The 20,115-nt window shown below is 70.2% G+C and carries 13 protein-coding genes; 12 read left to right on the forward strand and 1 reads right to left on the reverse strand.

What is annotated here, in order from left to right; genetic code table 11:
- Nucleotides 1-9 precede the first annotated feature (9 nt).
- The 12 genes from ACWEKS_RS36935 to ACWEKS_RS36990 all read left to right on the forward strand — a co-directional run bounded on the left by ACWEKS_RS36935 (nucleotide 10) and on the right by ACWEKS_RS36990 (nucleotide 13,814).
- Nucleotides 10-1,701: an ABC transporter substrate-binding protein gene (locus ACWEKS_RS36935; protein WP_452344395.1), complete on the forward strand. Its 1,692-nt coding sequence runs from the start codon at nucleotides 10-12 to the stop codon at nucleotides 1,699-1,701.
- A gap of 27 nt (nucleotides 1,702-1,728) precedes the next feature.
- Entirely contained in the window at nucleotides 1,729-2,685 is a 957-nt protein-coding gene (locus ACWEKS_RS36940; RefSeq protein WP_452344396.1) for an ABC transporter permease, read from the forward strand.
- Nucleotides 2,682-3,599, forward strand: coding sequence for an ABC transporter permease (locus ACWEKS_RS36945; protein WP_452344397.1), 918 nt, complete (start codon nucleotides 2,682-2,684; stop codon nucleotides 3,597-3,599). Before ACWEKS_RS36940 ends, ACWEKS_RS36945 begins: the two co-directional genes overlap by 4 nt.
- Nucleotides 3,596-5,275 carry a dipeptide ABC transporter ATP-binding protein gene (locus ACWEKS_RS36950; RefSeq protein WP_452344398.1) on the forward strand — a complete coding sequence of 560 codons (1,680 nt, stop codon included), beginning with the start codon at nucleotides 3,596-3,598 and terminating at the stop codon, nucleotides 5,273-5,275. The genes ACWEKS_RS36945 and ACWEKS_RS36950 overlap by 4 nt, the downstream gene beginning before the upstream one ends.
- Nucleotides 5,276-5,312: 37 nt before the next feature.
- Complete coding sequence (locus tag ACWEKS_RS36955) at nucleotides 5,313-6,074, forward strand: DUF1684 domain-containing protein (RefSeq protein ID WP_452344399.1); 762 nt, start codon at nucleotides 5,313-5,315, stop codon at nucleotides 6,072-6,074.
- A complete protein-coding gene (locus tag ACWEKS_RS36960) occupies nucleotides 6,071-7,108 on the forward strand; it encodes a ketopantoate reductase family protein (RefSeq protein ID WP_452344400.1) in 1,038 nt (345 codons plus the stop codon). The genes ACWEKS_RS36955 and ACWEKS_RS36960 overlap by 4 nt, the downstream gene beginning before the upstream one ends.
- Nucleotides 7,109-7,263: 155 nt before the next feature.
- The gene (locus ACWEKS_RS36965) at nucleotides 7,264-8,946 is read left to right on the forward strand and encodes an ABC transporter substrate-binding protein (protein ID WP_452344401.1); all 1,683 of its coding nucleotides are present in this window, start codon (nucleotides 7,264-7,266) and stop codon (nucleotides 8,944-8,946) included.
- Nucleotides 8,943-9,890 (forward strand): ABC transporter permease, encoded by a 948-nt coding sequence (locus tag ACWEKS_RS36970; RefSeq protein WP_452344402.1) that lies wholly within the window; start codon nucleotides 8,943-8,945, stop codon nucleotides 9,888-9,890. Before ACWEKS_RS36965 ends, ACWEKS_RS36970 begins: the two co-directional genes overlap by 4 nt.
- Entirely contained in the window at nucleotides 9,887-10,747 is an 861-nt protein-coding gene (locus ACWEKS_RS36975) for an ABC transporter permease (protein ID WP_452344403.1), read from the forward strand. The genes ACWEKS_RS36970 and ACWEKS_RS36975 overlap by 4 nt, the downstream gene beginning before the upstream one ends.
- Nucleotides 10,744-12,570 carry a dipeptide ABC transporter ATP-binding protein gene (locus ACWEKS_RS36980; RefSeq protein ID WP_452344404.1) on the forward strand — a complete coding sequence of 609 codons (1,827 nt, stop codon included), beginning with the start codon at nucleotides 10,744-10,746 and terminating at the stop codon, nucleotides 12,568-12,570. The genes ACWEKS_RS36975 and ACWEKS_RS36980 overlap by 4 nt, the downstream gene beginning before the upstream one ends.
- Complete coding sequence (locus ACWEKS_RS36985; protein ID WP_452344405.1) at nucleotides 12,567-13,334, forward strand: SDR family NAD(P)-dependent oxidoreductase; 768 nt, start codon at nucleotides 12,567-12,569, stop codon at nucleotides 13,332-13,334. The genes ACWEKS_RS36980 and ACWEKS_RS36985 overlap by 4 nt, the downstream gene beginning before the upstream one ends.
- Before the next feature lie 54 nt (nucleotides 13,335-13,388).
- Nucleotides 13,389-13,814 carry an ester cyclase gene (locus ACWEKS_RS36990; protein WP_354847899.1) on the forward strand — a complete coding sequence of 142 codons (426 nt, stop codon included), beginning with the start codon at nucleotides 13,389-13,391 and terminating at the stop codon, nucleotides 13,812-13,814.
- Nucleotides 13,815-13,880: 66 nt separating this feature from the next.
- On the opposite strand, the gene ACWEKS_RS36995 is transcribed toward ACWEKS_RS36990, so the two are convergent.
- The gene (locus ACWEKS_RS36995; RefSeq protein WP_452344406.1) at nucleotides 13,881-20,096 is read right to left on the reverse strand and encodes a type I polyketide synthase; all 6,216 of its coding nucleotides are present in this window, start codon (nucleotides 20,094-20,096) and stop codon (nucleotides 13,881-13,883) included.
- Nucleotides 20,097-20,115 lie beyond the last annotated feature (19 nt).

Raw genomic sequence — 20,115 nt, forward strand, 5'->3', positions numbered from 1 at the left:
AATCACCCCATGTCGCATTCTGTTTCGCTGTCCCCTGCTCGCCGCGCGCGCCGATGGCGGCTCACGGCTTCGGTCGTCGCACTGACCTCGGCGCTCGTCGCGAGCGCGTGCGGCGGTGGCGGATCGGCCGGCGGTCCCTCCGGTGACGGCAAGGACCCGGTGCGCGGCGGCACCCTGCGCATCGCGTTCTGGCCGGACAACGCCGCCTTCCCGTGCATCGACCCGTTCCAGGTGTATTGGATCGAAAGCCGTTCGCTGATCCGGAATTTCGCGGACTCGCTTACCGATCAGAACCCCGACACCGGCGAGATCGTGCCGTGGCTGGCCACCGGTTGGCAGATCAGCCCCGATGGCCGCGACTACACCTTCACCCTGCGCGACGGAGTCACCTTTTCCGACGGCGCGCCCCTGGACGCCGCGGCGGTGAAGACCAACTTCGACGCCTTCTCCGATCTCGCGCGGTCCAGTAATGGCACCGCCTACGGCGCGAGCTATATCGTCGGGCTCGAGTCCACGCAGGTCGTGGACCCCAAAACCGTCACATTCCATTTCTCGCAGCCGAATTCCTCGTTCTTGCAGGCGACGTCGACGACCAACCTGGCGCTGCTGTCCCCCGCCTCGTTCGCCAAGACGCCGCAGCAGCGCTGCCAGGGCCAGATCGCGGGGTCCGGCTTGTTCGTGCTGGACAAATACACACCCGCACAAAGTGTTTCGCTGAGCCGGCGCACCGGCTACCACTGGCCGTCGGCCCTGAGCAACAACAAAGGCGAGGCCTATCTCGACAAGGTCGAGGCGAGCTATATCGCCGAGGATTCCGTGCGCACCGGGAATCTGGTGAGCGGTCAGATCGATATCGCCTGGCCACGTAACCCGTTCAGCGCCGAGGACCGGCAGCTGATCTCCCATTCCGGCTCCTACCTGCGGTCCCGTCCGCTGCCCGGAGTCTCCTACACGCTGTACCCGAACGCGTCCGAGGGACACCCCCTGGCCGACGACGCGGTCCGCCAGGCGCTCTACCGGGCGATCGATGCGAAGACCTACGCTGCCACCATTTTCGGCGCGGACTACCCCGTGGTGGGCGGCCCCTTCGATGCCACAACCCCGTATTTCTCCTCACAAGCCGCCAAACTGACCTACGACCCGGCGGAGGCAGGACGCCTTCTCGACGCCGCCGGTTGGCGCATCGCGCCCGGCGACCAGTACCGGGCCAAGGACGGCAAGCGCCTGGCGCTGACCGAGCTGGTCACCGCATCCAGTCCGGGCGCGGAGTTGTTCCAGGACCAGTTGCGCAAGGCGGGCATCGATCTGCAGCTGAAGGTCATCACCGACGCCGAACGGGCCGGACTCGTCGCTGCCGGCCAATACGACCTGATCGAAGGCTATTTCACCCGCGCCGACCCCGGCGCACTCCAGTTCCTGCTCGTCGAACAACTGGCCAATTCCAAGGCGCTGGCCCGCAATGCGCAGCAGCCCGCCGTCGCCGCACGGGTGCGGGATCTGTTCGCCCAGGCACTGCAGACCACCGACGAGACCCGCCGCCACGGTATCTACGCCGATCTGCAGAACGTGCTCATCGACAACGGGGTCACCTTCCCGTTGTTCGAACGGCAGCAGTACGCCGGAATCAGGAACCAGGTCAACGGATTCCGATTCACCTCCGAGAGCTTCCTCGCGCTCAATGACACCTGGATCCAGCCCTAGTCCGGGACGTCGAGCGAGGACGACATCATGATCCGATATATCGCGGGACGGGTCGCGCAGGCGGCGGTGGTGCTATGGGCGGCCTTCACCGCCACCTTCATGGTGCTGTATCTGCTGCCCAGCGATCCCGTCCAGATCCAGCTCGGGGCGGCCGGCATCCAGCCGGATTCGCTGACCCCGCAGCAGCTCGCGGCCGCCGAGGCGAAGTATGGGCTCGATCGGCCGGTGGCCGATCAGTATCTCTGCGCGCTGACCGGGGCGCTGCACGGCAACTTCGGCACCTCGATCGCCAAACAGATCCCGGTCGATGACCTGATCGGCGATCGGCTCGGCGGGACCCTGGTCCTGAGCGCCCTGGCCGGACTGCTGGCGGTCGTCGCGGGCACCGCGGTGGCCTATCTGGCGGCGCTGGTCCGCTTCCGTCCGGTGCGCGCACTGCTGAGCCGGTTGCCCGCGCTCGGGGTCGCGGTGCCCTCGTTCCTGGTCGCACTGATCCTCATTCAGCTGTTCGCCTTCCAGCTGGGCTGGCTGCCCTCCCTGGGCAACAGCGGTCCGCGTGCACTGGTACTGCCGGTGATCACCATGGCGATCCCGCCCGCCGCCCAGCTTGCGCAGGTGCTGATCCGCAGCTTCGAGGACACGCTGCGCGAGCAGTACATCGTCACCGCCCGGGCCAAGGGCCTCTCGCGCGGGCAGGTGCAATTGCGGCACGCCTTCCGCAATGCCGCGCTGCCCGCGCTCACGATTCTCGGACTGCTCGTCGGCACCACCGTGACCAGCGCGATCGTGGTCGAGACGGTGTTCAACCGCAACGGCATCGGCCGGCTGGCCCAGGAAGCGGTGCTGGCGAAGGACATTCCGGTGGTACTGGCCATCGTGGTGATCGCGGCCGCCGGGTTCGTGGCGGTGAACCTGCTCGTCGACCTTCTGTATCCGCTGCTGGATCCCCGAATCACCCACATACGGTCACGGGAGCTGACATGACAGATCCGGCAACGGACGGACCGGGCGACCCGGTCCCAGTCCTGGCCGAGGGCGCAGTCTTACTCGACGATCGGCCGATTGCCATCGGCGGCAATCGATTCCGTCGCTGCGCCGTGCGCCTGCTGCGGCGTCCCGGGTTTCTGGCCGCAAGTGCCGTCGTCGGATTCGTGCTCGTCTCCGCGTTCCGGCCCGCGACATTCACCGCTGCCGACCCCTTTGCCACCGACCCGGCCGAGCGGCTTCGGTCCCCCAGCGCGGCACATCTTTTCGGGACCGACAGTGTCGGCCGCGACCTGTGGGCGCGCACCTTGTACGGCTCCGCACTCACCGTCCAGGCCGCACTCATCGCGGTCGGCATCGCCTTGGTGACCGGCCTGGCGGTGGGGCTGCTGTCGGGTTTCCTCGGCGGTCTTGCCGACGCCGTGTTCATGCGCGGAGTCGATGTGCTACTGGCCATTCCCGGTCTGCTGTCCGCGCTGGCGATCGTCACCGCCCTGGGTTTCGGCACCGTCCCGGTGGCGATAGCGGTCGGCATCGCGATCGTGCCCGGCTTCGCCCGCACCACCCGCTCGGAGGTGCTGCGCGTCAGATCGCTGCCCTATGTCGAGGCCGCGCGGGCCGGCGGCGGCTCCTGGCTGCGTGTCGTGGTGCGGCATGTGCTGCCGAACTCGTGGGGACCGGTGCTGGCGTTGTCGGTGCTCGATGTCGGCACCGCGATCATCGCGGTGGCCGCCCTGAGTTTCCTCGGATTCGGTGCGGCGCCACCGCAGGCCGAATGGGGGTCGCTGGTCTCGGGTGGCCGCAATTTCCTGGTGACCGCGCCGTGGGTGTCCCTGCTGCCCGGTGCTGTGATCGCCGTGACGGTGCTCTCGCTCAATCACATTGCCATGACCTTGCAGGAGCGCACCCGATGACCCGGACCATCCATCCACGGATACCGTCGGCCACACCGCCGACGCCGATACCCGACCTCGTGGAAATCGACCGGCTCGGTGTCGGTTACCTCAGCGACGGCGCGGTGGTTCCCGCGGTACGCGATGTCACGCTGCGCGTGCGATGCGGCGAGATCGTGGCACTGGTCGGCGAATCCGGCTCCGGCAAGACCACCGTCGCGCAGGCCGTCATCGGGCTGCTGCCGGATCGGGCGCGCATCACCGGGGGCTCGGTGCGAGTGGCGGGGATCGACATCACCGCGGCCGCGGAGCAGGTGGTGCGCCCCCTGCGCGGTGCAACCGTGGGGCTGATCCCCCAGGACCCCATGGTCGGGCTCAACCCGACCCAGCGGATCGGGCACCAGGTCGCCGAGGCGGTCGCGCTGCGTGGTCCGAGTGGCCGGCGACGCGACGCGGAGGTGCTCGACATCCTGCGCGCGGCCGGACTCGACGATCCCGAACGTCACCTGCGCCGCTACCCGCACGAGCTGTCGGGCGGGCAACGCCAGCGGGTACTCATCGCGATCGCGCTGGCCGGCGAACCCGATCTGCTCATCGCCGACGAACCCACCAGCGCCCTGGACGTCACCGTGCAGGCCCGCATCCTGGACCATCTGCAAACGCTGGTCCGCGACCGCGGCACCGCGCTGTTGATCATCACCCACGATCTGGCCATCGCCGCCGACCGAGCCGACCGGATGGTGGTGATGCGGCGCGGACGCATCGTCGAAGAGGGCACGCCCGCAAGGATTCTCGGCGATGCCGAGCAGCCCTACACCCGCCGTCTCATCGCGGCCGCTCCCGCGCTGGCCCATGGCGGCGTGCTCGAACCGCGATTCACGCTCACCGCTGAGGAGGCCGAGAGCGGTGATTCACTGCTCGAACTCGATGCAATCACCAAGCGCTATCGATCCGGGCGAAGCCCCTCGGCGGAACACCTCGCATTGGATCAGGTATCGGTGCGCGTGGCCGCCGGGCGCACCCACGCCCTGGTCGGCGAGTCCGGATCGGGCAAGACCACGGCGTTACGCATCGCCGCCGCCCTGACCGAACCGACTTCCGGCACAGTGCGTTTCGACGGACTCGATCTCACCGGCCGAAGCTGGCGGAGCCTGCGACCGCTACGGCGTCGCTTCCAGCTGGTGCACCAGAACCCGTTCGCCGCCCTCGATCCGCGATACCGCGTCGGCGACAGCATCGTCGAGCCCCTGGTGTCCTATCGGCTCGGCGACCGGCGCAGCCGCCGGGCCCGGGCACTCGAACTGCTCGACCAGGTCGCGCTCCCCCGCACCGCCCTCGACCGGCGACCAGCGGAACTGTCCGGCGGGCAGCGCCAACGCGTGGCGATCGCCCGGGCGCTGGCACTCGAACCCGAGCTGGTGCTGCTCGACGAACCGGTCTCGGCGCTGGATGTGTCTGTGCAGCAACAGATTCTCGCCCTGCTCGCCGAACTGCAGCAGCGGCTCGGCCTGACCTACCTGTTCGTCTCGCACGATCTCGCCGTCGTCGGTCAGCTCGCGCACACCGTCTCGGTCTTCCACCGCGGGCAGGTCGTCGAATCCGGCGCGACCGCAGCGGTTTTCCGTGACTCGTCCAGCGAGTACACCCGGCAACTGCTCGCGGCGATACCGGGCCGCCGCCCGAATACCCGCTCCTGACCTATGCCATGTCGAATCCCATTGAAAGGCATCCACAGTGACCACTTCCACAACGCCGGCGACCGCGGCCTGGCTCAGCGACTGGCGGCGCTGGCGCGCCGAGCGCAATGCGCTCGCCCTCGCACCGCACGGCCTGGCCTCGGTCACCGGAACCCACTGGCTCGGTGACGAACCAGAAGCCATCGACGGCCTGCCCGGCCATTGGGCGGCGGTAGCCGGCCGCGCCATGGCGGACGGACCGGGCGACCTGCATCTCGAACTCGATCCGGGCACCGCGGTCGCCATCGGTGAACTGCTGATCCAGCCGCTGGCGCGAGCGGGCCGCGTCGCGGTCCGGGTCTTCGATCCGCAGGCCGCCACCCGCGCCGCGATCGAGGGCATCGACGCCTTCGATCCCGACCCGGAATGGGTCGTCGAGGGCCGCGCCGACATCGATACGCAGCCCTTGCGGCTCGACCACATCGACGGGTTCGTCAGCTCCAACAGCGCGGCCCAGGTCCATGTGCGCATGCAAGGCCGCGAGCCGGCGCTGTGGGGCACCCTCGCACCGAACAGCGACATCCAGATCACCTTCGCCGACACCACCAATGGGACCGAGACCGAGCGATTCCGCTTCCTGACCGTGCCCTCCGCGGACGAGAACGGCCGGGTCACCGTCGATTTCAACCGTGCCCACCTGCCGCCGTGCACCTTCACCGACCACTATCTGTGTCCGCTACCCCCGGTCGGCAACCGGCTCGACTTCCCGGTGCCCGTCGGTGAGACCCGGGTACGCCGCAACGGTTCCTCGGCCCGATGACCCGATACGTGATCGTCGGCGCCGGGGCGGTCGGGGTGAGCCTGACCGTCGAACTGGCCGACCGCGGCCACCACACACTCGTGGTCGCGCACGGAAACCCGTTGCACCACTTCGCCACCCATCCGCTGGTGTATCGCACCGCGGCGGCGGTCCGAACCATCCGGCTGCCCGTGGCCTCGGTCACGAGCAATCTGGGTTTCGAACCCGGGGACATCCTGATCCTGGCGGTCAAGTCCCAGCACGTGGCGCGCGCGGCGCAGTCGCTGGCCTGGCACGATGTCCGCGACGCCGACGCCACACCGCTGGGTGTCGCCGCCGAGCACATCCCGGTGGTGACCATCCAGAACGGGCTGGACGCGGAACGCGCCGCCGCGCGCTGGTTCGGCACCGTCCTCGGCGCGACCCTGGTGCTCTCGGCCGGGTACGAGCATCTCGGCGAGATCCGGAGCAGCATCGAGCCCCGGACGGGCGCTGTGTTCGCCGGACTCGCGAACGACACCGCGGGAATCGGCAAGGCAGCGCTCGAAACATTCGTCGAGGATCTGCGACACGCACATTTCCGGGCCGAGCAGGTCACCGATATTCGCTCCTACAAAGCCACCAAACTCGTCTACAGCGTCACCAACGGCTTGGAAGTGCTCGGCGGCAGCGCCGCTGACAAGGCCCGGGTGGGTGCGGCCCTGATCGCCGAGGCGCGATCGGTCTTCACCGCTGCCGGAATTCCGGTCCATCCCCTGACAGCACTGGTACCCGATGCCACACCGGATGTCGCCTACCGGGCGACCGACGCCCGGCAATCGACGTGGCAGAGCTTCGCCCGCGGCGCGGACACCAACGAGGTCGACTACCTCAACGGCGAAATCGCCTTGCTCGCACGAGAACACGGTCTCGAAGCGCCGGTGAACTCCGCCCTGCAGCGACTCCTCGGGCGCGCCACCCGCCACGGCGGCGGCCTGGATCTGCCGGGCCTGGACACCCTCGCCGCGCTGCTGTCCGCCGACTGCGAGGGGCCCGGCGCGCAGCGATCCGATTAGAAATTCCGATCCCTTTCGATGCCGGAATTCGATCGATCGAATTGAATTCAGGTGATCATAAAAGCATTGACCCCAACACATTCGGCGTGTTGAGTTTTCCTCGGTCGGCGGGGTGTCGGTTCCGGCCCAACTCTCACTTTCGAAGAACGGGTGACATGTCTACAGACGAAGAGACCGATCGTCCCACCGCGCGACCCCGGCTGCGTTCACGCCGGCGGCGCACCGCCTGGATCGCGGCCGGGGTGCTGGCCGGGGTGGCCGTCGCGGTCGGCGTGGTCGCCGGGGTGTCCGGGACCGATTCGCACGGCGGCGGCGCGGTCACCGAGAACGGCACACTGGTGTACGGGGTCGCGGGCACCCAGGTCTCGTTGGATCCCGCTGTCGCGGCGACCGCGGTGACCAGCCTGATCAACCGCAATATCTTCGATTCCCTGGTGGCGCAGACCGGTCCGGACTCCTTCGGCCCGTGGCTGGCGAGCTCGTGGACGATCTCCCAGGACGGGCGGACCTACCGGTTCATCCTGCGCGACGACGTCACCTTCCACGACGGCACGCCGCTCACCGCCGACGCCGTGCGCGCCAGCCTCGATCACGTCGTCGACCCGAAAACCAAGTCCGCGTATGCGGCTTCGCTGATCAGCGCGTATCAGGAAACCCGGATCGTCGATCCGCACACCGTGGACATCGTGCTGAAGCAGCCATTCACGCCGTTCCTGCAGGCGCTGTCGACCCCGAGTCTCGGGATTCAGAGCCCGAAAGCGCTCGCCGACGCGAATTACCGTCCGGTGGGGACCGGCCCCTTCGCTTACGAGAGCTGGGAACCGGGCAAGGCCGAAACGCTCACCCGGTTCGACGGCTATCGCTGGCCCGCACCGGGCGCCGCGCATTCCGGCGCGGCGCATCTGGGCAAACTGGTGTTCCAGTTCATCAACGAGGACGCGACCCGCTACGGCGCGCTCACCAGCGGCCAGGTTCAGGCCATCGGGGGCGTGCCGCCGGTGTCGGCCGACGATCTCGCCAAGCGTGACGGTTTCACGCTGCACTCCGACGAGACGCCGGGCCTGAACTACAACGTCTATCTCAACCAGTCGCGCGGTCCGCTCACCGATCCGCTGGTGCGCCGCGCGCTCACCGGTTCGGTCGATGTGGCCAAGCTGGTGCACAGCATCTACTTCGGCCACTATCCGGTGGCGGACAACGCGATCAGCAATGTCACCGCCGGCTACGACGCCTCGGCGCGCAACGACCTGACCGCCTACGACCCGGACAACGCCAAACGGCTGCTCGATCAGGCGGGCTGGAATCGCACCGACTCCGACGGCATTCGGGTGAAGGACGGCGCGCGGCTGTCGCTGGTGTGGCCGTACTGGCCAGAGGGCACACGGGAACAGCGCGATGTGGTCGCCGACGGCATCCGGGCCCAGGCGCGCGCGGTGGGCATCGACATCCAGCGGCCCACCGCCGACACCGGCACCTATGTGGACAAGTATCTGATCGGCGGCGGCTACGACCTCGTCGACGTCAGTTTCGCCCGGCCCACACCCGATGTGCTGCGGTTCGCGTTCTTCTCCGCCAACACCTATGCCAAGGCAGGCGGCAATGTGGCACTGGTGAATTCGCCCCAGCTCGACTCCTGGGTGACGGGGGCGGCCGCCACCGCCGACGCGAAGCAGGCCGCCGGCGACTACTCGTCGGTTCAGCACGAGGTCCTGAAGCAGGCGTACATCATCCCGATCTACACCCCAGTCAGCCTGACCGGCTACTCGAAATCGGTGCGCGACTTGGCCTTCGACGCACAGACCTATCCCCGCTTCTACGACGCCTGGCTGTCGTCGTGACCCGGCTGCCCGAACCCTTGCGGTGGCTGGCGGGCCGGATCGCGCTGGCGGTGCTGGTGATCTGGGCCGCGGCCACCCTCACCTTCGCGGGCCTGCAGGCGATTCCGGGTGACCCGGCGCGCGCCATCGCCGGCGGTGTCGCCGCGACCAGCTCGCCGCAAGTGCTGGACCGGATCCGCGCCGAATACGGCCTGGATTCGCCGATCCGCGTGCAGTACGGCCGTTTCCTGGGCCGGCTGGCGCGCGGGGATCTCGGTACGTCGTATCAACAGCATCGTCCGGTGCGCTCGCTCATCGCCGAACAGCTGTGGCCCACCGTCTCGCTCGCGGTCGGCGGGCTCGTGCTCGGGCTGGCGCTGTCGGTCGCGGTGGCGGTGTTCACCGCGCAGCGGCCCGGGGTGCGGGCGGTCGCGCGCGCGGCCGAGTTCACCGCGTTGTCCATGCCCACCTACTGGGTGGGTTTCGTGCTGCTGGCGCTGTTCTCGTTCCGCTGGCAGCTGTTCCCGGTGGTCGGCGAGACCGGTCTGCGCGGGCTGGTGCTGCCGTGGCTGACGCTCGCGGTTGCAGTGGCCGGTGTGCTGTCGCAGGTCACCAGGGATGGGCTCGAACAGGCGCTCGAACAACCGTTCGCGCTCACCGTGCGGGCCCGGGGCGCGACCGAACTGCGGGTGCGGGTGCGTCACGCGCTGCGGCATGCGGCGGCTCCGGTGCTGACGCTGTCGGGGTGGATGCTGGGCAACCTGCTCGGCGGCGTGGTCGTCGTCGAAACCGTGTTCGCGCGCCGGGGTTTGGGGCAGCTGCTGGTGACCGCGGTCCGCGGGCGGGACTATCCGGTGGTGACCGGCACGGTGGTGCTCACCGCGGCGGCATTCGCGGTGATCTCGATCGTGCTCGACCAGCTCTACCGGCTGGTGGATCCCAGGATCCGGGAGGTGGCGCGATGACCGCGTCGCCGATCAGGCCACGGATGGCGCGAATCGGATTGCGGGACCGGCTGTCCGCGCCGCGATCCGGCCGGGTGGCCGCCGCGCTGGTGCTACTAGCGGTGGCTACGGCGGTCATCGCGCCCGGCCTGCTCGCCGGTTCGCCCGAAGTCATCGATCCCGGTATCGCCCTGCACCCGCCCAGTGGCACCCATCCGCTCGGCACCGACTGGCTCGGCCGCGACGAATACGCGCGCGTCGTCCACGGCGCCCGCGCCTCCCTGCTGGTCGGCCTCGGCTCGACACTGCTCGCGAGCCTGGCGGGCACGATCTGGGGGCTGGCCGCGGCGCTCGGGGGCCGGGTCGCCGATCAGATCGGCATGCGGCTCGCCGACGTACTGCTGGCCTTTCCCACGATTCTCATGGCGCTGCTGGTGGTGGCGGTGCTGGGGCCGGGCACCGGCAATGTGGTGCTGGCCATCACCATCGCGATGACACCGGGTTTCGCCCGCCTGGTGCGCATCCGCACCCACCTGGTACGCCGATTCGCCTATGTCCGTTCGGCATTGGATCTCGGCACCGCGCCATGGCGGGTGACGCTCCGCCACATCGTGCCGAATGTGCTACTGCCGCTGGGAGTGCTGGTGGTGATCAATATCGGCACCGCCATCATCATCGGCTCCTCACTGAGTTTCCTGGGCCTGGGGCCCGATACCGAGGTGCCGGAGTGGGGCGGGATGTTATCGCAGTCACGGAACTATCTGAGCGCCGCGTGGACGCTGGCGCTGTTCCCCGGTTTGGCGGTCACGATCACGGTGATGGCGATCAGCGTGGCCGGCCGCGCCCTGCGCGAACGTGTGGACGGAGTCGCGGAATGAGCACGCCGCTGTTGCGGGTGCGCGGGCTGTCGGTGGATTTCGGCGGCGCAGCCGCGGTACGGCAGGTCGACCTGGATGTGGACCGGGGTCGCTGCGTGGCGATCGTCGGCGAATCCGGTTCCGGCAAGAGCGTGACCGCGCGTGCGCTCATCGGGCTGGCCGGAGCGGGTGCGCGGGTGCGGGCGAGCGAGCTGACCCTCGGTGACGCCGACCTGCGCCGGTCGACGCCCGCGCAATGGCGTCGAATCCGCGGCCGCCGTGTGGGTTTCGTCCACCAGGATGCGCTGACCTCACTGGATCCCCTGCGCCGCATCGGCTACGAGGTCGCCGAACCACTCGAGATCCACCGGCTCGCCACCGCCGACGACCTCGACGACGCGGTGTTGGGCCTGCTGCGGCGGGCGGGCATCGCGGATCCGGAGCGACGCTGGCGGCAGTACCCGCACGAGCTGTCCGGCGGGTTGCGCCAGCGCGCGCTCATCGCGTCGGCGCTCGCGGCCGGGCCGGAGCTGCTGATCGCGGACGAACCCACCACCGCACTGGATGTCGTTGTGCAGCAGCAGATTCTGGCCTTGCTGTCGGAGTTGCGGGCGGCGGGCACCGCCGTGCTGTTGATCAGTCACGACCTGGCGGTGGTCGCCGAGTCGGCCGACACGGTCGCGGTCATGTACGCGGGCGTCGTCGTCGAGCAGGGACCCGCCGCGGCGGTACTCGACGAACCCGCGCATCCGTACACGACCGAGTTGCTCGCGGCCGCACCACGACTGGAGGGTCCGATCCTGGCCTCCGCGGCGCCGCGCTGGGCCCCACCGGCCGACACCGGATGCCCCTTCGCGCCGCGGTGCCCGCTCGCCGACGCGGACTGCCGGGAACGACTCCCGGACCCGGTCGCCCTGCCCGGCGGGCGCACGGTGCGCTGCCTGCATCCGGGCCGGGCCACAGCCCTGGTCACGCCGGTGCCCACCGTGCCCGAGCCGGCCGCCGACCCGGATCGGACTCCGCTGCTGGAGTTCCGGAATGCCGGCAGGCACTACCGGCTGCCCGACGGTGGCCGCAATGTCGCCCTCGAGTCGGTCTCGTTCACGCTGCGCCCCGGGGAGGCCCTGGGCGTCGTCGGTGAATCCGGTTCCGGCAAGAGCACACTCGCCCGGCTGGCGCTCGCGCACCTGACTCCCGACAGCGGCGAAATCCTGCTCGATGGCGAGCCCTGGTCACGGCTACGCGAACGGGAGCGGCGGCCGCGACGGCATCGGGTACAGCTCATCGATCAGGATCCGCTCAGCGCCTTCGACCCCCGCTACTCGGTGGCGGCGATCATCGGTGAGGCCCTGCACCGGATCGGTTCGCGGGCGGCGCGCTCCGAGCGCGTCGACGAACTGCTCGCCGAGGTCGGGCTGCCGCGCGCCCTGCGCGACGCCCGGCCCGCACGGCTGTCCGGCGGGCAGCGGCAACGGGTGGCCATCGCGCGAGCCCTGGCCGCCGCACCCGATCTGCTCGTCGCCGACGAACCGGTCTCCGCGCTCGACATCACCATTCAGGCGCAGATCCTCGACCTCTTCGATCGGGTCCGGCGCGAGCGCGGCGCGGCACTGCTGTTCATCTCCCACGATCTGGCGGTGGTGCGCAGGCTGTGCCCGCGGATCGCCGTCATCCAGCACGGCCGCATCGTCGAGATCGGCGACACCGCAGCTGTTTTCGCCGATCCCCGGCGCGAGTACACCCGGCGGTTGCTCGCGGCCGTGCCGCGCTCGCCCGGCCCGGCCGCCCGGCCGGAGCTACCCCACTCACTGCCCGAACGTTCACTCTCGAAAGGACTCTCATGACATCGACCGATGACCGCCGGGTCGCGATCGTCACCGGCGCGGCATCCGGCATCGGCCGCGCCACCGCCGAACTGTTCGCCGAGCGCGGGTACCGGGTGGTCGCCGTGGACCTCGACGAGCCCGGTCTCGCCGAGCTGTCCGGCGATCCGGTGAGGCTCACCGGGGACGTCTCGGCCGAACCCGCCAATCGAGCGGCGGTGCGGACCGCGCTGGATCTGTTCGGCCGCATCGACACCGTCGTCCTCAATGCCGGGACCGGCGGCACGCCCCCGCTCGAGACGCCCGGCGCTGTGGATGCCGCCGATCGCATCTTCGGGGTCAACCTGCGCGGCCCGATCCACGGTCTGCGGGCGGCGATCCCGGCGCTGCGCGAGACCCGCGGGTCGGCGATCTTCACCGCGTCGGTGGCGGGACTGCGCGGCGATCCGGGCAACTGGGCCTACAACGCGTCCAAGGGCGCGCTGATCAACCTGGTGCGCGCGTTCGCGATCGACTATGCGGCACAGGGTGTCCGGGTCAATGCCCTGGCGCCGGGATTGACCCGCACCGGCATCACTGCCAACGTGCATCAGGATCCGGGCCTGCTCGCAGCCATCGAGCGGCGAATTCCGCTGGGCCGCTTCGCCGAACCCGTCGAGCAGGCCGAGGCCATCTGGTTCCTGGCCTCCCCCGCCGCCGGCTACATCACCGGGACCACCCTGGTCGTCGACGGCGGGCTCGACGCCAATCTGGGCATCCTGCCGCTACCCGGCCAGGGCTTCTGAACCTCGTTTCCCGATTTTCGATAGTTCCCCCAACCACTCACGAAGGAGCACATCATGACGACGACCTCCGTCATCGAAGCCAACAAGGCCGCGGCGCGGCGGTTCTACGAGGAGGTGGTCTCGCAGGGCAAGCTCGAGGTGCTCGACGAGATCATCGCCGAGGACGGCCGCGACACCGCGGTGCCGGCCGGAAACATCAAGGGCCGCGCCGGTTTCGTGGAGCACATCACCTGGCTGCGCGACAATGTCGAGGGCGTCACCGCCACGGTGGACGATCTCATCGCCGAGGACGATCGCGTGGTCGTCTACTGGACCATCGACGGCGTGCAGCGCGGCGAGATCTTCGGGGTGCCCGACAGCGGCGCGGGCCGCCGGTTCACCGGGATCAGCATCAGCACCATCCGCTTCCAGGACGGCCGCATCGTCGAGTACGGGGTGCTGCCGGATCGGTACGGCATCGTCGCGCAGCTCACCGCCTGAGCGGCAGGACGGCGAAGCCCGGCACGGATATCCGTGCCGGGCTTCGCCGTATCCGACCACCGCAGCTCAGGCCGCGGAGTTCTCCAGGGCGCCGATCCACTCCCGCAGTGCCGCGGCGGTGGTGGTCGCGTCCTCCTCGAGCACCGTGAAGTGGTCGCCCGGAATGTCCGCGGTGCCGTGCGGGACGGGCCAGAAGGCGCGCCAGTCCCGGGGACCGTCGGTCCGGGTGCCCGGCAGCGGAGTCTGCGAGCGCAGCAACTGGATCGGCGTGCGCACCGGGGTGGCGCGCCAGTCCAGGAACAGCCGGTTGTAGGTGCCCATGGCGGTGAGCCGCTCGTCCTGCACCGCCATGTCGAATCGGTCGACGCGGGCGAGCATGCCGCCGATCATGGCCCCCGTCCACCATTCCATCCCGGGTTCCAGGGCCGCCTCGACCGGGTAGCTGTCGATGAGCAGCAGCCCGCGCGGGCGCCGCCCCGCGGATTCCAGCGCGGCGGTGACGGCGTGGGCAACACAGCCGCCCATGGACCGGCCGAGCACCACGAAGGGACGGTCTGCGACCACCTCGGTCAGCGCCTCCACACCCAGCCGCACCAGGGTGTCGACCGAGTCGGGCAGGTCGTCGCTGCCCGCGGTGAATCCTGGTGCGGGGACCACGAACACGTCCCGCTCACCGCGCAGTTCCTGGGCCATGCGCGAGTATTCGTGCGGCCCGGAGATCGCGCTCACCGCGGGGAACGCGACCACCACGGTCTCCCCCGGCCCCTCGGCCAGGCGAATCGGCGCCAGGGCGTGGCGGTCGCGCTCGTCCACGCCGAAGGTGGAGCGGGCGTGCGAGGCGGCGATGAGCAGCTGCGCCGCCTCGAAATGCTTTCCCGTGTCGTGCATTCGGCGATGGATCGCCGACAGTCCCGCACTCGGAGCGGGTGCGGTCGCGGCCGCATTCGCCGTGGTCCCGGCCTGGCCATCGAGGAATTCGGCGATGGCCTGTGGAGTGGGGTGGTCGAAGGTGAGGGTGGCGGGCAGGCGCAGGCCGGTCGCCCGGCCCAGGCCGTTGCGCAGTTCCACGGCGCTGAGCGAATCCAGTCCGAGTTCGATCAGCGCCCGGTCGGCGGCGATGGCCTCCGGTGACGGATGTGCCAGCGCCACACCGACTTCGGCCCGCACCAGGTCGAGCAGGGCGCGCTGCCGGGCGACGCCGTCCAGTCCCGCGATGTCGCGCAGCACCGATCCGGTGTTCCCGTCGTGGGCGGCGGTGCGCCGGCGCGCGGGCACCAGCGACCGCAGCACCGGTGGCAGCGCGTCGGTGCGCCGGGCCAGGGCACGGCCGTCGAATCCGGCCGCGATGACCACCGGGCCGCCGCCGGACGCGGCGTCGAGCAGTGCCAGCGCCGTGGCCGTCGGCAAGGCGCGCAACCCGTTGCGGGCGATGCGCGCGCGATCGGCGGCCGACAGCGCTGCGGTCGTACCGCTGTCGCGTTCCCACAGTCCCCAGGAGATGGACACGGCTGGTAGACCCCGCGAACGCCGTTGCGCCGCCAGTGCATCCAGTTCGGCGTTGGCGGCGGTGTAGGCGGTCTGTCCCGGGCCGCCCAAGTGCGCCGACACCGAGGAGAACAGCACGAACCTGGTGACCGTGTCCACCGCGCGGGTCAGCCCGTCCAGTACACGGGCCCCGCCGCTCTTGGGTGCGGCGACCGCCGCGATCCGATCCGCGGTGATCGTCTCGAACAGACCGTCGTCGACCAGTCCGGCGGCATGGATGACGGTGGTCAGCGGCCGATCCGCCGGGACAGCGGCCAGCACCCGCCCCAGCGCCACCCGATCGGCGACATCGACGGCGGCGAGAGTGACTGTCGCACCGGCGGATTCGAGCTCTTCGACCAGGTCCGCCGCGCCCGCCGTGGCGGCACCGCGGCGGCCCGCCAACACCAGCGACCGGACTCCGTGCACGGTGACCAGGTGCCGCGCCACCTCTGCGCCGAGCCCGCCGAGGCCACCGGTGATCAGTGTCGTGCCCGCGACATCCCATCCCGAAGTCGCCTCGCCAGTCGGCGGATCCCAGCGCCGCACCCTGGGCACCGAGATCCGCCCGGAGCGCACGGCCGTCTGTGTGTCCCCATCCGCCGCGGTGACGAGAATTCCGGCGAGCGCCGGCCAGGACTCGGGCGCATCGTCGATATCGCTGAGCAGCAACCGATCCGGATGCTCGGCCTGCACGGACCGTACCATCCCCCACACCCCCGCGGCGGCGGGGTCGGGCGTCTCCGTCTCGTGCGCGGCGACCGCGCCGCGGGTGAGCACGACCAGCGGCACCGTCTCGGTCGCGGGATCAGCGAGCCACCGCTGCAGGACCGGTAGGAGCGAGTCGACCTCGGACGCCGCCACGATCGCCGCCGCGGGAGTGAAACCCGCTGCGGCCGCGCCCGTCTCGCCGGCGAGCACGGCGCGGTGGCCGCCCAGCCGCAGGGCGTCGAGAATCGCCTCGGATGCGCCCTGGTCGCCCAGGACGGTCCACTCCGCCGGTCCGGCGGAGGTCTCGAGCCCGGTCCAGGCGACCTCGAACAGCGTGTCACGCAATTCGGCACGGGCCGAGCGCAATTGGGCGGTCGACACCCTGCGGGCGACGAGGCTGTCGATGCTCAGCACCAGCGCTCCGGTCGGATCGGCGGCGTCGATGGTGACCGTGTCCGGCCCGCTCGGCGCGATGCGGACCCGCAGCGCCGCCGCGCCCCCGGCGGACACCCGGACTCCACTCCAGGCGAAGGGGAGGCGGTTCTGACCGGAGGGCACGTCGGCCAGCGCCCGCAGGGCCGGGAGATGGACCGCGGCGTCGAGCAGCGCCGGATGCACGGCGAAGGCATCGGCGTGCGGCCGCTCCGATTCGGGCAGTTCGACCTCGACGAACAGCTCGCCCGCACGCTCCCATGCCCGGCGCAATCCTTGGAAGGCAGGACCGTAGGCGAGTCCGGTCTCCAGCAGCGTGGGGTAGATGCCGCTCACCTCGACCGGCTCCGCGCCCGGCGGCGGCCAGGTGCCAAGATCCGCTGCGGTGGTGCCTATTTCGGAGACCAGCACGCCGGTGGCATGCCTGGTCCATGCTTCTCCTGCACCGCTCGCCGGCCGTGAGTGGATCGCGACCGAAGAGGTACCGTCCCCGTTCGCGCTCACCGCGACCTGGAGATCGACGACGCCGTCACCGAGCACCAGCGGGGATTCAGCGATCAGTTCCCCGATCACCGGCAGTCCGGCTTCCTCCCCGGCCCGGGCCGCCAGTTCGAGCAGCGCCGTGCCGGGCACGATGACGGTGCCGAGCACCGCGTGGTCGGCCAACCACGGATGGGTGCGCAACGACAACTGCCCGGTGAGCAGCAACTGGCCGCCCTCTGCGGCCGCGATCACCGCGGACAGGAGAGGGTGGTCGATGGGGGTCACGCCCGCCGCGGCGGCGGTCCGGCCGCGTGCGACAGGTTCGGCCCAGAAGCGCTGTCGTCGGAAGGCGTAGGTGGGCAAGGCGATACGCGGAGCCCGCGGCACGATCTCGGCCCAATCGACCCGGTGCCCGTAGGTGAAAACGGCACCGGCGGCGCACAGCACGGAAGCGACCTCGGAGCGGCCGCCACGCAGCAGCGGGGTGACCGTCACCTCTTCGTCGGCCAAGGTCGCCGAGATCATCGGCGCGAGCACGGCGTCGGCCCCGACCTCGAGGAACACGCCCACGCCCTGCTCGCGGACCGTGCGCACCGCGTCGGCGAAGCGGACCGTCCCGCGCAGATGCCGGACCCAATAGTCCGGATCGGCCAGCTCCGCCGGGCTCACCACCGCGCCCGTGCTGTCCGACACCACGATGACGCCGTTCGGCTCCGCGAAGGTGAGTTCTGCGACCACACTGGCGAATTCGTCCAGGATGGGCTCCATCAGCGGGGAGTGGAAGGCATGCGACACGGTCAATCGTTTGACCCGCCGCCCCGCTCCGGTGAGCTCCGCCGACACCGCCACCACCGCGTCCTCGGCCCCCGACACCACCACCGCGTGCGGTGCGTTGACCGCGGCGACCGACACCGACGGCGAGTCCTCCAGCGCCACCCCGGCCCCTTCACCGGTGTGGGCCACGCTGCCCGCACGGGCACCGACCCGATCGATGACCTCACGCACTTCGGCCTCGGTGGCCTCGATCGCGACCATGGTGCCGCCCGCGGGCAACGATCCCATCAACCGCCCGCGCGCGGCGACCAGCCGCGCGGCATCCTCGAGTGACAGCACCCCGGCCACGTGCGCCGCCACGATGCCGCCGATGGAATGCCCGGCGACGGTGGCGATCTCGACTCCCCAGGACGCGAGCAGCTGGTACAGCGCGGTCTCGAGAGCGAAGATCACCGGCTGGGTGTAGACGGTGGCGTCGATCAGGCCCGCGGTGCCGAGCGCGCCGAAGGCGACGTCGCGCACCGAATGCTCAACGGCGGCACCGAGATAGCGGTCCAGCGCGGCGCTCGCCGCGTCGAATGCCGCCGCGAACACCGGAAAGCGCCCGTACAGTTCGGCTCCCGCGCCGACCCGCTGACTGCCCTGTCCGGCGAACACGACGCCGACTCCCCCGGTGACGGCGGTCGCGGCGAGCACCGACGCGGGCGTGGCACGCCCCTGTGCCACCGCGTCCAGAGCCGCGGCCAGCTCGGTACGGTCGGTCGCCAGCACAATGGCGCGGGTGTCGTGCGGCACCCGCTCACGAATCAGCGCCGAGGCGATCAGCGCCGGTTCCGCCGTGGTGCCCGTGCTGAATTCGGCGAGCCGCGCGGCTTGCGCGCGCAGGCCGTCCCCCCCGCTGCCCGACACCACGAAGGGGAGAAGCCCCTCCCGCGCCGGCTCTGAAACGGTTGTGCCCGAATCCGGCGCGGACTCGTCCACGGACTGTTCGATGATCACGTGCGCGTTCGTGCCCGACACTCCGAATGCCGAGACTCCGGCTCGCCGCGCTCGGCCCGTCTCCGGCCAGTCCCGCGCCCGCGCCAGCAGCTCCACCCGCCCGGACTCCCAATCCACCAGCGTGGAAGGCGTACCCAGATGCAAGGTTTCGGGTAGCCTCCCGCGCCTGATCGATTCGACGAGTTTGATCACACCCGCCACCCCGGCCGCGGCTTGCGCATGTCCGATATTGGACTTGAGCGAACCCAGCCACAGCGGTTCGCCCTCGGTGCGCGATCCATAGGTCGCCAGAATGGCCTGCGCCTCGATGGGATCGCCCAGCACCGTGCCGGTGCCGTGCGCCTCGACGGCGTCGACGTCCCCGACACCCAGCCCGGCGTCGGCGAGCGCCGCACGGATCACCCGCTGCTGGGCGGGCCCATTGGGAGCGGTCAGGCCATTGGACGCGCCGTCCTGGTTGATCGCGCTGCCGCGCACCACGGCCAGCACCTCGTGCCCGAGCCGACGCGCCTCCGAGAGGCGTTCCAGCAGCACGATTCCCACGCCTTCCGACCAGCCGGTACCGTCGGCCGCGTCGGAGAACGCCTTGCAGCGGCCGTCACCGGCCAGTCCGCGCTGCCGGGAGAATTCGGTGAACCCGATCGGCGTCGACATCACCGACGCGCCACCGGCGACCGCGAAATCGACTTCACCGGATCGCAGCGCGCGCACCGCGAGATGCACCGCGACCAATGAGGAGGAGCAGGCCGTGTCGACGGTGACCGCGGGGCCCGCGAACCCGAAGGTATAGGCGATCCGGCCCGACACCACACTGCCGAGGTTGTTGATCGCCAGATAGCCCTCGAGCTCCTCGGGCACGGGATCGAGCCGGGAACCGTAATCGTGCCCGGCGAGTCCGGCGTACACACCGGTGCGCGTGCCCTTGAACGCGTGCGGGTCCAGGCCTGCGCGTTCGAACGCCTCCCAGGTGACGCGCAGCAGCAGTCGCTGCTGCGGGTCCATCGACAACGCTTCGCGATGGGAGATGCCGAAGAAGTCGGGATCGAATTCGGCGGCGCCGGTGAGAAATCCACCTTGCCGGGCATAAGAGGTGCCGGGCACGTCCGGATCAGGATCGTAGAGCGCTTCCAGATCCCAGCCACGATCGGCGGGGAAGTCGCCGACCGCGTCGCGGCCCTGTGCCACCAGGTCCCACAGCTGTTCGGGCGAGGACACCCCGCCCGGCAGCAGGCAGGCCGTGCTGACGATGGCGATCGGCTCGCGGGAGCGGGCCTCGATCTCGTCGAGGCGCTGCTGCAGCCGCTGTTCCTTGGCGATGGAGCGCTTGAGGTATTCGCGGAGTTTCGCTTCGGTGGCCATCTCGGTCAGTTCCCGTCTA

It is taken from the genome of Nocardia sp. NPDC004711 (genome assembly GCF_053601595.1).

Bases quoted from the DNA above. Each gene is read 5' to 3' on its own strand.
- ACWEKS_RS36935 (WP_452344395.1), top strand. From the start codon at position 10: ATGTCGCATTCTGTTTCGCTGTCCCCTGCTCGCCGCGCGCGCCGATGG.
- ACWEKS_RS36940 (WP_452344396.1), top strand. From the start codon at position 1,729: ATGATCCGATATATCGCGGGACGGGTCGCGCAGGCGGCGGTGGTGCTA.
- ACWEKS_RS36945 (WP_452344397.1), top strand. From the start codon at position 2,682: ATGACAGATCCGGCAACGGACGGACCGGGCGACCCGGTCCCAGTCCTG.
- ACWEKS_RS36950 (WP_452344398.1), top strand. From the start codon at position 3,596: ATGACCCGGACCATCCATCCACGGATACCGTCGGCCACACCGCCGACG.
- ACWEKS_RS36960 (WP_452344400.1), top strand. From the start codon at position 6,071: ATGACCCGATACGTGATCGTCGGCGCCGGGGCGGTCGGGGTGAGCCTG.
- ACWEKS_RS36965 (WP_452344401.1), top strand. From the start codon at position 7,264: ATGTCTACAGACGAAGAGACCGATCGTCCCACCGCGCGACCCCGGCTG.
- ACWEKS_RS36975 (WP_452344403.1), top strand. From the start codon at position 9,887: ATGACCGCGTCGCCGATCAGGCCACGGATGGCGCGAATCGGATTGCGG.
- ACWEKS_RS36980 (WP_452344404.1), top strand. From the start codon at position 10,744: ATGAGCACGCCGCTGTTGCGGGTGCGCGGGCTGTCGGTGGATTTCGGC.
- ACWEKS_RS36985 (WP_452344405.1), top strand. From the start codon at position 12,567: ATGACATCGACCGATGACCGCCGGGTCGCGATCGTCACCGGCGCGGCA.
- ACWEKS_RS36990 (WP_354847899.1), top strand. From the start codon at position 13,389: ATGACGACGACCTCCGTCATCGAAGCCAACAAGGCCGCGGCGCGGCGG.
- ACWEKS_RS36995 (WP_452344406.1), bottom strand. From the start codon at position 20,096: ATGGCCACCGAAGCGAAACTCCGCGAATACCTCAAGCGCTCCATCGCC.